The 13,063-nt window shown below is 61.3% G+C and carries 18 protein-coding genes; 11 read left to right on the top strand and 7 right to left on the bottom strand.

Annotated elements, in window-relative coordinates; all coding sequences use genetic code 11:
• Nucleotides 1-6: 6 nt before the first annotated feature.
• The gene (locus AC2FLX_RS18045) at nt 7-1,449 is read right to left on the bottom strand and encodes a pentapeptide repeat-containing protein (RefSeq protein WP_496809840.1); all 1,443 of its coding nucleotides are present in this window, start codon (nt 1,447-1,449) and stop codon (nt 7-9) included.
• Between the two features lie 32 nt (nt 1,450-1,481).
• Between AC2FLX_RS18045 and AC2FLX_RS18040 the strand changes: the two genes are divergently transcribed.
• Nucleotides 1,482-1,649, top strand: coding sequence for a hypothetical protein (locus AC2FLX_RS18040; RefSeq protein ID WP_496747602.1), 168 nt, complete (start codon nt 1,482-1,484; stop codon nt 1,647-1,649).
• Nucleotides 1,650-1,656: 7 nt separating this feature from the next.
• Here AC2FLX_RS18040 and AC2FLX_RS18035 read toward each other — a convergent pair whose 3' ends face one another.
• The 4 genes from AC2FLX_RS18035 to AC2FLX_RS18020 form a co-directional block, all read right to left on the bottom strand.
• Nucleotides 1,657-2,073 (bottom strand): SET domain-containing protein, encoded by a 417-nt coding sequence (locus AC2FLX_RS18035; protein ID WP_480749756.1) that lies wholly within the window; start codon nt 2,071-2,073, stop codon nt 1,657-1,659.
• Nucleotides 2,074-2,239: 166 nt separating this feature from the next.
• Nucleotides 2,240-2,581 (bottom strand): chaperone modulator CbpM, encoded by a 342-nt coding sequence (locus tag AC2FLX_RS18030; RefSeq protein WP_496809841.1) that lies wholly within the window; start codon nt 2,579-2,581, stop codon nt 2,240-2,242.
• Nucleotides 2,578-3,513, bottom strand: coding sequence for a DnaJ C-terminal domain-containing protein (locus AC2FLX_RS18025; RefSeq protein WP_496747604.1), 936 nt, complete (start codon nt 3,511-3,513; stop codon nt 2,578-2,580). The genes AC2FLX_RS18030 and AC2FLX_RS18025 overlap by 4 nt, the downstream gene beginning before the upstream one ends.
• Nucleotides 3,514-3,564: 51 nt before the next feature.
• Complete coding sequence (locus tag AC2FLX_RS18020; RefSeq protein ID WP_480749759.1) at nt 3,565-3,870, bottom strand: hypothetical protein; 306 nt, start codon at nt 3,868-3,870, stop codon at nt 3,565-3,567.
• 272 nt (nt 3,871-4,142) lie between these two features.
• Here AC2FLX_RS18020 and AC2FLX_RS18015 point away from each other — a divergent pair, with 272 nt between their 5' ends.
• From AC2FLX_RS18015 to AC2FLX_RS17970, 10 genes are all read left to right on the top strand, one after another.
• Complete coding sequence (locus AC2FLX_RS18015) at nt 4,143-4,343, top strand: hypothetical protein (protein ID WP_496809842.1); 201 nt, start codon at nt 4,143-4,145, stop codon at nt 4,341-4,343.
• Between the two features lie 147 nt (nt 4,344-4,490).
• The gene (gene yajC, locus AC2FLX_RS18010; RefSeq protein ID WP_480749761.1) at nt 4,491-4,775 is read left to right on the top strand and encodes a preprotein translocase subunit YajC; all 285 of its coding nucleotides are present in this window, start codon (nt 4,491-4,493) and stop codon (nt 4,773-4,775) included.
• Between the two features lie 33 nt (nt 4,776-4,808).
• Complete coding sequence (gene secD, locus AC2FLX_RS18005) at nt 4,809-6,470, top strand: protein translocase subunit SecD (RefSeq protein ID WP_496809843.1); 1,662 nt, start codon at nt 4,809-4,811, stop codon at nt 6,468-6,470.
• A 1-nt stretch (nt 6,471) separates the two neighbouring features.
• Nucleotides 6,472-7,440: a protein translocase subunit SecF gene (gene secF / locus AC2FLX_RS18000; RefSeq protein ID WP_496809844.1), complete on the top strand. Its 969-nt coding sequence runs from the start codon at nt 6,472-6,474 to the stop codon at nt 7,438-7,440.
• Nucleotides 7,440-7,793 (top strand): Mth938-like domain-containing protein, encoded by a 354-nt coding sequence (locus AC2FLX_RS17995; protein WP_496809845.1) that lies wholly within the window; start codon nt 7,440-7,442, stop codon nt 7,791-7,793. Before secF ends, AC2FLX_RS17995 begins: the two co-directional genes overlap by 1 nt.
• A gap of 118 nt (nt 7,794-7,911) precedes the next feature.
• A complete protein-coding gene (gene ccmA, locus AC2FLX_RS17990) occupies nt 7,912-8,526 on the top strand; it encodes a heme ABC exporter ATP-binding protein CcmA (protein ID WP_496809846.1) in 615 nt (204 codons plus the stop codon).
• The gene (ccmB, locus tag AC2FLX_RS17985; protein ID WP_496748086.1) at nt 8,523-9,179 is read left to right on the top strand and encodes a heme exporter protein CcmB; all 657 of its coding nucleotides are present in this window, start codon (nt 8,523-8,525) and stop codon (nt 9,177-9,179) included. The genes ccmA and ccmB overlap by 4 nt, the downstream gene beginning before the upstream one ends.
• A 45-nt stretch (nt 9,180-9,224) precedes the next feature.
• Nucleotides 9,225-9,998 carry a heme ABC transporter permease gene (locus AC2FLX_RS17980; RefSeq protein WP_480749767.1) on the top strand — a complete coding sequence of 258 codons (774 nt, stop codon included), beginning with the start codon at nt 9,225-9,227 and terminating at the stop codon, nt 9,996-9,998.
• Entirely contained in the window at nt 9,995-10,153 is a 159-nt protein-coding gene (gene ccmD / locus AC2FLX_RS17975) for a heme exporter protein CcmD (protein ID WP_480749768.1), read from the top strand. Before AC2FLX_RS17980 ends, ccmD begins: the two co-directional genes overlap by 4 nt.
• Complete coding sequence (locus AC2FLX_RS17970) at nt 10,146-10,685, top strand: DsbE family thiol:disulfide interchange protein (RefSeq protein ID WP_480749769.1); 540 nt, start codon at nt 10,146-10,148, stop codon at nt 10,683-10,685. The genes ccmD and AC2FLX_RS17970 overlap by 8 nt, the downstream gene beginning before the upstream one ends.
• A gap of 82 nt (nt 10,686-10,767) precedes the next feature.
• Here the strand turns inward: AC2FLX_RS17970 and AC2FLX_RS17965 are convergent, their stop codons facing one another.
• Both AC2FLX_RS17965 and AC2FLX_RS17960 read right to left on the bottom strand, forming a co-directional pair.
• Nucleotides 10,768-12,270, bottom strand: a complete 1,503-nt coding sequence (locus tag AC2FLX_RS17965) for a BCCT family transporter (RefSeq protein ID WP_496809847.1) — start codon at nt 12,268-12,270, stop codon at nt 10,768-10,770.
• A 65-nt stretch (nt 12,271-12,335) separates the two neighbouring features.
• Nucleotides 12,336-13,031 carry an SDR family NAD(P)-dependent oxidoreductase gene (locus AC2FLX_RS17960; RefSeq protein WP_496748079.1) on the bottom strand — a complete coding sequence of 232 codons (696 nt, stop codon included), beginning with the start codon at nt 13,029-13,031 and terminating at the stop codon, nt 12,336-12,338.
• Nucleotides 13,032-13,063 lie beyond the last annotated feature (32 nt).

Here is a 13,063-nt window from a genome sequence, read left to right as displayed (position 1 = left end):
GGTGGTTCATTCATCCCATGTCGAGGGGGCATTGGGATCGAAACCGATGGATTTTTGGAATTTGCCCCACTGTGCACGAAACTCGAAGGTTCCAAGTTTTTCCGTTCGACCGTCTATTCTTATTAGATCATCTGGCAGCTTCACAGAGCCGTCATAATACAGGCCATCGACTTGCTTTTGAGAAAAGCCTAGATCGGAGATGTCAGCCCCCATTATTCCGGCCCCTTTCAAGAAGGCTGCCGAAAGCGAAGTTGAACCGTCTGTCGCAGCTTGGACAATGAGCGCTCCCTGCATATCCGCAGCTCTAAATTCTGTTCCCTGCATTTCAGCATTGCACAGCGAAATATTTTGCATAACTGTCCAAGTGAAATCGGCTTTTTGTATTTCTACATAAAAGCACTTTGCTCCCGACATGTTCGCCCCCACCAGTACTGCCTTTCGCATGTTCACGTTCAAGAAGTAAGTATTCTGCAAATTGGATCTAGGGAACTTCGCATTTTCCAAATTGGTCTTTGTAATCTGCGTTCCTTGCAATTTCGTATTGGCAAAGTATGCCCCTGAACAATCGGTTTCTAGGAAAACTGCGCCATGAAGGCTAGATGCCGCGAAATTTGGATTGCGAAAATCCAAACCCCTCAAATTGAATCCTTGGAGGTTGGTGCGACGCAGATCAATTGTTATGTTCTCGGGCTTAACGCCTTGGATGCGCCTCAGCCTGCCAATCAGTTGGACTGCATTCTCTATGTCTGATCGTTTGACCTCCAACTCGGAGGCCCATTTTCTGATTTTTTCGTAGGGTTGATTATCCGGGGCTTCTTCGGGAGGAAAAATTTTCGACAGTTCTCGAATATAAACACCGAGCGTTCGCGCGATGCGCGGGGCTTCATCTGGGCGTTCGCCGGCCAACTCCTCTAAACGAAAAATCGCCGCGTTACGGCGGACAATGTCGTCTTCCCAGATGTTGCTCCCATCTCTCCAGACCTGCCGCATCGCGTGCAGTTCTTCGCTGGCCGCGTTGATCTTGTCGTTGAACAGCGCCTCTTGCGCCGTCTCTGTCTGTTTCCGCGTCAGCCCCAGACGCACCATCGTCACCGGAAATGCCACCACCACCCCAAGCACGGCGGTCAGCCCTGCCAGCCGGGTCACTTCAAAACGCCAGTCCCGTATGTGTTCCAAAGTCGCCGGGGGTTCGGCAACAAGCACATCCCAGATCAGCCAGCACAGCCCCCCGAACAGCAGCAGAAACAGCACGCTCCAGAACAGCCCCGCGATCAGAAACAGGCCGAAAGGGATCTGGTCCAGTCCCATCTTTTTCTGAACGTGAACCAGCGGATCGACCGGGCGGTTATCTTCGGGCAGGGCGACAAAGACCACGAGAATGGCAAACAGGACCGCACCCGCGCCTGTCAATATCCAGAACAGTTCCGGCTCAATCGGTATCTCGGTCACGTGCTCGGCCTCACTCGCGTTTGGCGTGCATCATGAGCAGAAATCGGGCCGATGCCAAGACGCTGCAGGTGGCTGAAACCAAGGATATTCAAGTGTACAAAACGAACAAGTGGGGGTCGAAAACCGGTACAATTGGAACATTTCGCCGGTACAAGCCGAACTGCCCAAAGAAAAAGGCCGGGCGTTGCGGCCCGGCCTGAGTGTTCACTAATTCAAAACCGCCTCGATCCGGCTCACCCGGTGACGCGGCGGTTGCATGACGATGTCACCCGTCAAAAAATCGGCATAGTCGCAGGTCAGTTCGACCCCTGCCGGGATGTCTTCCTTGGCCACGCCCCAGATCCCGCCCGAAAAATCCAGGTTGGGATACATCGAATGGTTCATGAACCGCCCTTCATCACTTTCCAGAATCAGGTATCCCGGACGATGGATATCGGGATAGCTGTAGCGTTCCAGAAACTCCCGGACATGCGGCTCGACATTGTCGAGCTTGGTTTCGGGGAACGTGATGTCAAGCATTCTGTCATGCCGCCAGACCTTGTCACCCCTGGCAATATCGTCATGACAAAACACGCCCAACCCTTCGATTTCGGAGGGGGCGAGGTAGCAGCGCACCATCATCATGCGCCTGTTCCTTCTACATGGAATGGCCGGGCCGCCTTCCGGGCCGGAAAGAGGGGGCAACCCCCGCGCTCGGCGGCTAGCGCGAGGAAATCCTAAGCGCCGAATCGCGGAAAAAAGCAACTGAAATTATCGTCCTGCCTTTGCGGCGCACCGGGTTCACGGCGCATCAACCCTCCGCATCATCCCGCATGGCATGAAACCGCGCGATCACGGCGGTCCGCACCTCGTCGGGTTCTGCCTCCAGCGCATCGGTCAGGCGTCGCAATTCGCGGCGCGCCTGGTGCAAACGGTCGATGAGCGTCAGCACGACAGGAACGGTATTTGCCGGAACCGACATTTCCTTTCTCAGATCGCATAACAGGCGCAGGCGGGCGATATCAACCTCGTCGAAAACCGGACCCGTCCTGCCCTGCGCCGGACGCACCCAACCTTCGCGAACCCAGACCCGCAATTCCCTCAGGCTCAGGCGTTCGATGCGCTGAACAACGGCGCGTTCATCCAGTTTCATACCCGCCTCCGCATATCCTTGCGCGGGTCGAAGCCCGCGTGATCCCGCCAGCGCCTGGCCATGTCTTCCATCCCGGCGTCGATCCGGTCTGGCAGCATGATTCTCAGGCGCACATACTGATCCCCGGCCGCGCCTTTTGGCGGGGCAATCCCCTTGCCCTTCAACCGCAACCGGTGCCCCGACGATGCCCCTTTCGGGATCGACATCGACACCGTGCCCGAGATCGTCGGTACATCGACCTTTGCCCCCAGTACCGCCTCGTCAAAGGTGATCGGCAACTCCATCTCGATATCGCTGCCGTCTCGCGAAAACACCGGATGAGGCCGAACGCCGATGGTCACCAACGCATCCCCCGCCGGCCCCTGACCATAACCCGGCCCGCCCTTGCCGCGCAGGCGCAGGGTCTGACCGTCCCTGACACCTGCGGGAATCGAGAGTTCGATCTTTTTCCCGTCCGGCATGGTGACGCTGCTTTTTGCGCCCTGCGCGGCATCGAGGAAATCCACGTCGAGGTGATAACGTGTATCCGCACCCCGAGCATGGACCTCCTGCCGGAACCCCCCGCCGCTGCCCCGCGCGCGCCGCCCGAAGAGTTCAGAGAACAGGTCCGACATGTCCTCGTAGTCACCCGGCCCGCCGCCCGGATCGTAACGGCGCCCCGCATCCTGCCCGGCATAGTGGTGATAATACTGCCGTTCGGGCCGCTCCTGTCCGCTGGCGTCGATCTCGCCGGCATCGAAGCGTTTGCGCTTGTCGGGATCGCCCAACAGGTCATAGGCGGCAGAGACCGCCTGAAACTGCGCCTTCTTGTCCGGATCGTCGGGGTGAAGGTCGGGATGCAGGGATTTCGCGAGCTTGCGATAGGCTTTCTTTATCTCATCCTGCGTCGCTGTTTTTGTAACGCCAAGAATGGCATAGGGATCGTCGTTCATCTGTCACGACCTGTTCGTGGCTGTTGAATACCATTCGATATCAGCGCAGTCTCAGGACCGGGTCAACAACATGACGGTACGCGGAGAAAGCGCATTTTGTCGCCGCGCCAGCCTGTCCTGCGCGATCTTCAGTTTCAGATGCGCAACCGCCAGCCTTTGCAGCGCCTTTTCCCGGTCGTCATACAGCCTTCGAATGCGCGATCCCGGGTTGCCGATCATCCAGCGGCTTCGACCGATGGTTTCCGGAACCAACGCCGAAGCTTCGCGCAACCCGGCCTTCCAGGCGGTATCGGCAGTGTCATAGGAACGGGCGGCCCGGAACAGAACACGACGCCGCGTATTCAGATATGGATGCATTGCAATGCCCTCGACAAGCCCCGGCGCGGATGGCCAGCCACCCTTGAGCCGGAGGAGATACGCGTCACCTGTTGCAAGCCTAATTCCGTCCCGGCCGGAACGTCAACAGTTGGCAAGGACGGATTGGTTTTGGGGCGCTGCCCCTCTTACCCTGCGGGCAATTCACCCAGGGGTATTTGAGATCAGAAAGAAGCGGCAGGAAGGGAATGGGAGCATTTCAGTGCAGGTGGAAACGGGTTTGTTTCGGCCAGTTTTTCTTGTTGGGGTAAAACTTGCTGGCTGTCCCGGGCCTCGCTTCGATTTCTCCAGACCAGAAAAGTGTCGTCATCCTGTCCGCCGCCATGCCGATGTTCGGCGTCTGCACAGTGCTGGCGCAGGAGCAGCAGCAGGAGAGCATCGCCTCGGTCGCCCTGCTGGCGGCAACCTCCCCGGCCTTTGTCACGCTCTCGGCCGTGTTGCTGTGGCTGAGTTGAGGGTCGACGCGGTTGCCGCCGGGCGGCAACGCCAAAGTTTCTCTGGCGCAAGCGCTCCTTCGCCGCTTGCACCTTGCCGCGTCAACGCATAGGTTCCCGGCAAATTTGCGGGGTTGACCCCGCCTCGTCAAAACAAAGGAATATCCCATGGATGGTGGCGCAATTGCCCAGTTTCTCCCGCTGATCCTGATTTTCGGCATCATGTACTTCCTGCTGATCCGTCCGCAGCAGAAAAAGATGAAGACCCATCAGGCCATGGTCGATGCGCTGCGCCGGGGTGATCAGGTGGTCACGCAAGGCGGCCTCATCGGTAAGGTTGCCAAGGTCAAGGAAGACGGCGAAATCGAGGTCGAGATTGCCGAAGGCGTCAAGGTGCGGGTGGTCAAGGCGACCATCGCGCAGGTTCTGAACAAGACCGAACCGGCGAAATAACTTCGTTCCGCAATTCCTTGAAAAGGCAGGGTAATGCTGCAAATTGATACCTGGAAGCGGGTTCTGATCTGGTCGGTCTGCGTGATCGGCCTGCTGTTGGCCCTGCCAAATGCGTTCTATACCCGCGTCGAGCAATCGAACGACGCGCGGACCGCCATCGAACTGGGCAACGATACGCCCGAGATGCAGGCCGTCGCCGGTCGGTGGCCAGGCTGGATGCCGTCGTCTCTGGTCAATCTGGGCCTCGACCTGCGCGGCGGTGCGCATCTGCTGGCCGAGGTTCAGGTCGGTGATGTCTACGAATCCCGGATGGAGGCGATGTGGCCTGAAATCCGCGACGCGCTGCGCGACGAACGCGCGACGGTCGGCACCATCCGCAAGCAGCCCTCGGCCCCGGACGAGATTCGCATCCGGATCAGCCAGCCCGAAGGCATGTCCCGCGCCCTCGAAACAGTACGCGGCCTGTCGCGCCCGATCCAGACCCTGACAGGAGCGGGGGCGTCGGATATCGACGTGCGCGCTGACGGCGATGTCATCGTGGTTCAGCTGTCCGAGGCTGAAAAACTGGCCTCTGACGATCGCACCGTGCGGCAGGCGCTGGAAATCGTGCGCCGCCGGATCGACGAGGTCGGCACCCGCGAGCCCACCATCCAGCGCCAGGGCGCCGATCGCATCCTGATTCAGGTGCCCGGCATCGGCAGCGCATCCGAGTTGAAAATCATCATCGGACCGACCGCACAGCTGACATTCAACCCGGTCGTCTCGCGCGGCACCGATCCCGACGCCCAACCGGGAATAGGCGAAAAGGTCATCCCGTCGATCGACGAAGAGGGTGTCTATTACATCATCGAATCCTCCCCCGTCGTCACCGGCGAGGAACTGGTCGATGCGCAGCCCTCGTTCGATCAGAACGGGCGCCCTGCGGTGAATTTCCGCTTCAACACCTCGGGGGCGCGCAAATTCGGCGACTATACCCGCGACAATATCGGTGCCCCTTTCGCCATCGTTCTGGATAACGAGGTGATCTCGGCCCCGGTGATCCAAAGCCACATTCCCGGCGGCTCGGGCATCATCACCGGCCGCTTCACCGTCGAGGAAAGCACCAACCTGGCCGTGCTGCTGCGCGCAGGCGCGTTGCCTGCCGGTTTGGAGTTCCTCGAAGAACGCACCATCGGCCCGGAACTGGGTCAGGACAGCATCGATGCGGGCAAGGTGGCGACCATCGTGGCCTTTGTTGCCGTGCTTGGCTTCATGGCGCTCAGCTATGGTCTGTTCGGCATCTTCGCCAATATTGCCCTGCTGATCAACGTGGGCCTGATCTTTGGCCTCTTGTCGCTGATCGGCGCCACGCTGACGCTGCCGGGCATCGCCGGGATCGTGCTGACCGTCGGTATGGCGGTGGACGCCAACGTGCTGATCTTTGAACGCATCCGCGAGGAACTGAGAACCGCCAAGGGACCCGCCCGCGCGATCGAGCTCGGCTATGAAAAGGCCCTGTCGGCCATTCTTGACGCCAACATCACCACCTTCATCACGGCGGTGATCCTGTTCGCCATCGGCAGCGGCCCCGTTCGCGGCTTTGCCATCACTCTGGGCCTCGGCCTGATCACATCCGTCTTCACCGCGATCTTCGTGACCCGTGTTATGATCGTGATGTGGTTCGAACGCCGCCGCCCGAAAACGATCGAGGTCTGACATGCGTATGAGACTTGTTCCCGACGAAACCTCGTTCGATTTCTTCAAGCGCTGGAAATTGTGGCTGGGCATTTCTGCCCTGATGGTCGTGGTCGGCTTTGCTTCGTTCATGATACAGGGGCTGAATTTCGGCATCGATTTCCGTGGCGGCACCACGATCCGAACCCAAAGCACCCAACCGGTTGACGTGGGCCTCTATCGCGATGCGGTCTCGCCACTGGGATTGGGCGATGTGACCATCACCGAAATCTTCGACCCGACCTTCGGCGAGGATGAAAACGTCGCCATGATCCGCATTCAGGCCCAGGACGAGGCCGAGGCGGTCTCGACCGAAACCATCGCCGCCGTCGAAAGCGCCCTCAGCCAGGCCGCGCCCGACATCCAGTTCGTGTCGGTGGAATCGGTCGGTCCGAAAGTGTCGGGCGAATTGATCAAGTCGGCGGTCATCGCCGTCGCCCTCGCCATCGGCGCGGTGCTGATCTATGTCTGGATGCGCTTCGAATGGCAGTTTGCCGTCGGCGCGGTGGCCGCGCTGGTACACGACGTCATCCTGACCATCGGCATCTTTTCCGAACTTCAGATCCGGTTCGACCTCGCGATCATCGCGGCCCTTCTGACGATTGTCGGTTACTCGCTGAACGACACGGTGGTGATTTTCGACCGCGTACGCGAAAACCTGCGCAAATACAAGAAGATGGACCTCAAGGAGGTGCTGAACATCTCGATCAACGAAACCCTCAGCCGCACTGTGATGACCTCGCTGACGACGCTGCTGGCGCTGGTCTCGCTTTACGTGCTGGGCGGCGACGTGATCCGCGGCTTCGTCTTCGCGATGATCTGGGGCGTGATCGTGGGAACCTATTCCACCGTGTTCGTCGCCTCGACCATCCTGTTGTGGCTGGGCGTCAAACGCGACTGGTCCAAGCCCTCGAACACCTCGGGCAACCAGTTCGCCAATATCGACGCCTGATGCGCCTGAACGAGGTCACATATACCGATGCCAAACCGGTCGATGGCTATGGCCCTGGCTTCTTCCGCATCGGCGGGGAATTGTTCGCAGGGGCCGTCCTGACCGGCCCCGCCGGAACCGGCCCGTGGGGCGGGTATGATGACATTGATCCGTTGCTGAACCTTGCCGACCGGATCGACGTGCTCTTCATCGGCACCGGTGCCGAGATGGCGCACATCCCGGCCTCTTTGCGCACCACGCTCGAAGCGGCGGGTATCGGGGTAGAGCCGATGAATTCCCCCGCCGCCTGCCGCACCTACAACGTGCTTCTGTCCGAGGGCCGGCGCATTGCCCTGGCGATGATCCCTGTCTGACCTGCGCCCTTCATCTGTTGACAAATACTCCGGAGAGCGCGAGGGGCTGGTCCCTCGCTCCGGTCCCTGCGGCAAAAGCGGCCTTTTGCCGTCGCGTCCAATGGGATAAGCGGACCCCATGACACTTTCCGTTTCCGATCTGGCCATCACCCGTGGCGGCGTGACCGTTCTCGAAGGGTTGAGCTTCAGGCTCGATCCCGGCAAGGCGCTGATCCTGCGCGGCCCCAACGGCATCGGCAAGACGACGCTGCTGCGCACGCTGGCGGGGCTGCAACCTGCGCGCGCGGGCACCATCTCGGGGGCCGAGGATCGCATCGCCTATGCCGCGCATTCCGACGGGCTGAAACCGACGCTGAGCGTGGCCGAGAACCTGCGGTTCTGGGCCTCGGTCTTTGGCGCTGCGGATATTCAAACCGCGCTCGACGCCTTTGACCTGAACGATCTGGCCGACCGGCATGCAGGCAATCTTTCGGCGGGGCAGAAACGGCGGCTCGGCCTGTCGCGGCTGCTGGTCACCGGACGCCCGATCTGGATGTTGGACGAACCAACTGTGTCGCTCGATCGCAATGCGGTGGCGATGTTCGCCGACGCGGTGCGGGCGCATCTGGGGCAGGGCGGTTCGGCCCTGATCGCCACCCATATCGACCTTGGGCTTGACGGCGACGTGCTCGACGTGGGGCCTTACAAGGCCAAACCGAAACCCATCGACGACTTCGACGGAGGTTTCCTGTGATCGCCCTGCTCAAGCGCGACCTGACGCTGGCGCTGCGCGCGGGCGGAGGCTTTGGCCTCGGCCTGGCGTTCTTCCTGATCGTCACGGTGCTGGTGCCGTTTTCCGTTGGCCCGCAATCCTCGCTCCTGTCGACCATCGCGCCCGGCGTGTTGTGGCTGGGCGCGCTGCTGGCCTGCCTTCTGTCGCTGGACCGCCTGCTGGCGCTGGATTGGGAGGACGGCTCGCTCGATCTGCTCGCCACCGCGCCGCTGCCTCTGGAATCGGTGGTGACGATCAAGGCTCTGGCCCACTGGATCACAACCGGCCTGCCGCTGGTTCTGGCCGCACCCGTGCTGGGCGTTTTGCTCAACTTGCCTGTGCCCGGGTTCTTCTGGCTGGTGGTCTCGCTCGCCATCGGCACCCCGGCGCTCAGCGTCATCGGCACTTTCGGAGCGGCCCTGACGGTGGGGCTGAAACGCGGCGGCCTGCTGTTGTCGCTGCTGGTCCTGCCGCTTTACGTACCAACCCTCATCTTCGGGGCCGAGGTCGCCCGGCGCGGCGCCACGGGGATGGAGACCACGACACCGCTGCTAATGCTCGCCGGGATCACTGCCGCCACCATTGCCCTTCTGCCCTTTGCCAGCGCTGCGGTGCTGCGCGTGAACCTGCGTTGACCTTTGTCAATTGAGAATGGACCCGACTCGGACTAGATAAGCCCCATGTCACTAGCAACCAAAGCCAACGCCCTCTGGGAATACGCCAACCCCAAGAAGTTTCTGGCCACGACCGAGCGCGTGCTGCCATTCTTCTGGGTCACCTCCGCGCTGTTTCTGGTGGTGGGCCTCGTTTGGGGCTTCTTCTTCACGCCCGACGACTACAAGCAGGGCTCGACCGTCAAGATCATCTATCTGCACGTGCCCGCGGCGCTGATGGCGATCAATTGCTGGCTGATGATGCTGGCAACTTCGCTGGTGTGGCTGGTTCGACGCCACCATGTCAGCGCGCTTGCCGCCCGTGCGGCGGCCCCCATCGGCATCGTCATGACGCTGATTGCGCTGGCTACCGGCGCGATCTGGGGTCAGCCCATGTGGGGCACATGGTGGGCCTGGGACCCGCGCCTGACCTCGTTCCTGATCCTGTTCCTGTTCTATCTGGGCTACGTCGCCCTGTGGGAGGCGATCGAGGACCCCGACACCGCCGCTGATCTGACTTCGGTGCTGTGTCTGGTCGGCTCGGTCTTTGCGCTGCTCAGCCGCTACGCAGTGAATTTCTGGAACCAGGGCCTGCATCAGGGCGCATCGGTCATGCGGGCCGGGGCGATCACCGGAACCGACACCGAAGAAAAGGTGAGCAACATCTTCTTCTACCCGCTGCTGATGTGCATCATCGGCTTTGTCCTGTTGTTCATCGCGCTGGTCTTCTACCGCACCGGAACCGAGATCCGGGCCCGGCGCATCAAGGCGCTTCTGGCGCGTGAAAGGGTCAACGCATGATCCCCGATCTTGGAAAATATGCCGACACGGTCCTGTCGGCCTATGCCGCCTCGGTGCTTTTGCTGGTAGCACTGGTGATTTTCAGCCTCGTGCGTGGCCGCAAGGTGCGGGCCGAGATGGAAAAGGTCGAACAAAGGATGACCCGGAATGGCTAAGGTTTCGCCCCTGATGCTGGCGCCGCCGCTGATCTTCGGCGCGTTCGTCGCCCTCGCGGTGATGCAGATGTTCCGCAGCGACAACAAGGACGAATTGCCCACCGCACTGGCCGGCAAGCAGGCTCCGGCGGTCGAACTGGTGCAACTGGGCGACAAGGCGCTGTGGTCGGACGAGACCCTGCGCGACGGCAAGATCAAGCTGGTCAATTTCTGGGCCAGCTGGTGCGCGCCCTGCCGCGCCGAACACCCAAACCTCGAGGCGCTGAAACAGGAAGGCATCACCGTTCTGGGCGCCAACTACAAGGACGATCCCGACAACGCACTGGCCTTCATGGACGAGCTGGGCGATCCCTATACCGCCGGCGGCGCGTCCGAGCAGGCGATGAACATCAACTGGGGAATCTACGGCGTTCCGGAAACCTTCCTTGTCGATGGCGAGGGCCACATCATCCTGCGTGTCGCCGGGCCGTTGACGCAACGCGAACTGACCAACCGCCTGCGCCCCGCGATGGAGGCCGCCACGTCGGAATAGACGGGCTCAGGGCCTGAGCAGGATCCAGACCATCGCTGCGATAAAGGCAAAGGTCACCAGGTTCATCACGGTATCCGTCAGGTCACCGACCAGCATCGCGTGCTCCCTCCTCGCGCAGGCCACGGAACAGGCACACCATCAGCAGGACCGAGATAAAGACAAAGGGCAAGGCACCCAGCGATATCAGGATCTTGACCGAGTCCACCGACCCCGACAGGATCATCGCGACGCTCAGCAACCCCAGCAGAGCGCCCCAGATCAGACGCACGCGCGGCGCCGGATTGGGATCGCCCCCGGTCGAGAATGTCCCCAGCACAAAGGCCGCACTGACAACGCTTGTCACGATGAACAGGAACGCGGCCAGCACCGTCGCCAGCGTGGTCACAGCGGACAGGGGCAGACGGTCGAGCAGGGCAAAGGTCACACGCTCGATATTCGTCTGGGTGAGGGCCAGCAACTCTCCCGCACCGTTAAGCGCCTCAAAAAGGCCGATGCCCCCGAACGCGCCAAACCACAGGATCGAAAACAGGGTGGGGGCGAACAGCACCCCGATCACGAACTCACGAATCGTGCGCCCACGCGAGATGCGGGCGACGAAAACGCCCACGAACGGTCCCCACGCGATCCACCAGACCATATAGGTCAGCGTCCAGTCGCTGAACCACTTGGCTACCTCGTCGCCGAAAAACGTATAGGTCTGAAAGCCTCGGGGGATGACATTGGTCACATAGTCGCCAAACCCCTGAACCACCGTGTTCAGCAGGTATTCGGTCGGGCCAAGAATGATGGTATAGGCCACCAGCGCGATGGCGATCGCCATCGCCGCGTTCGACAGCCGCGCCATGCCCTGACCAAGATCGATCATCAGGGCAGGGACATAAGCGGCGACCATGGCCGCAAATACCCCGCCGATCAGAACCGGCCCGGTCGCATCCTTTCCGGCCATCACCGCAAGACCGTCCGCCACCTGAAAAACACCCATCGCCATCGACCCGCCAACCCCGATGGCGATCGCGATAATGGCCATGAAATCCGACAGCCATCCAACCAGCTCGGCCCAACGCTCACCGGGAAACAGGGATCTGATGGGCGCGCTGACCATCATGCCGGTACCACGCCGAAAACTGAAATAGGCAATCGTCAGCGCGGTCGAGCCATAGATGGCCCAGGCGTGCAGCCCCCAATGAAAATTGGTGGCCAGCATGGCCTGCTGCGCTGCAAGGAAATCCGGCGCCATGCCCGAGATAAAGCGGTAATGGGTCAGCGGCTCTGCCACCGCCCAGAACAGCAGCCCCACGCCCATGCCCGCCGAAAACAGCATCGCAATCCACGAGGCGGTCGAGAATTCCGGCGTTTCGTCATCCTTGCCCAGCCGTATGTCGCCATATCCGGAAAAGGCCAGCCCCAGGCAGCCGATCAGCATACCCGACGCGGCCAGCATCACGAACCAGCCCCGGCTGTGAAAACTCTGCTGAACGATCCCGCTGGCCCAGGTCACCAGACCCTCGATGTCGACAATGCCCCAGACCCCGACCACCGCGATCACGCACAAAGAGCATGTCAGCAAGGCGTTGGGCTTGGGCATCCCGGTCTCCCCTCCGGTTCAGCAATCTGAAAAGCCTGCACAATTATCGCGCGAAGGTCCAGAACCTAGATCCGGTAGCCCCCGGACACCGTCAGGATCTCGCCCGTGATAAACCCCGCCGCGTCCGAGGCCAGAAACCGAACCGCGCGGGCCACGTCCTCGGGTGTCCCGATCCGGCCCAGCGCCGTGTCCCTGACAAACGCATCGGTCAGGTCGTCGGCGCGCGGCGCTTCGGGGGTGTTGATCGCGCCCGGCGCCACCGCGTTCACCCGGATGCCCCGCGGACCAAGCTCCTTGGCCATCGCCCGCGTCCACAGGTTCAGCGCCGCCTTGCTGGCCCCGTATGTCGCCGCATCGCGCGGCGGCAGCACCGCGTTGACCGACGAGATGCTGACAATTGCCGCCCCGGCGTCCAGATGCGGCAGGGCAGCAGCCAACAGCGCGGCGGGCGCCAGCAGGTTGAGATCCAGAATGGCCCGGTGCGCCTCGGCGTCAAATGCGTCCTTGGGGGTGGACGCGATCAATCCTGCATTATTGACGATCACGTCCAGCCTGCCGAACTGTCCGATTACCTGCGAAATAACCTCTTCGGCCCGATCCGGTCGGGTCAGATCCGCTCGGATCGCCAGTTTGCCATCCCCGGCTCCCGCCGGTTCCGTCGACCGCCATGTGAACGCAACCGAATGGTCCCGCGCCAGATCGTCGACAATCGCCCGCCCGATCCCCCGCGCGCCGCCTGTCACCAATGCAACTTTTTTCATCCCGCCAGCCTAGCGATAAAGGCGCAGGAGGA

The organism is Ruegeria sp. YKSF57, from assembly GCF_059612585.1.
Note: the sequence above shows the minus strand (reverse complement) of the source record. Positions and strands in the feature narration are given on the sequence as shown.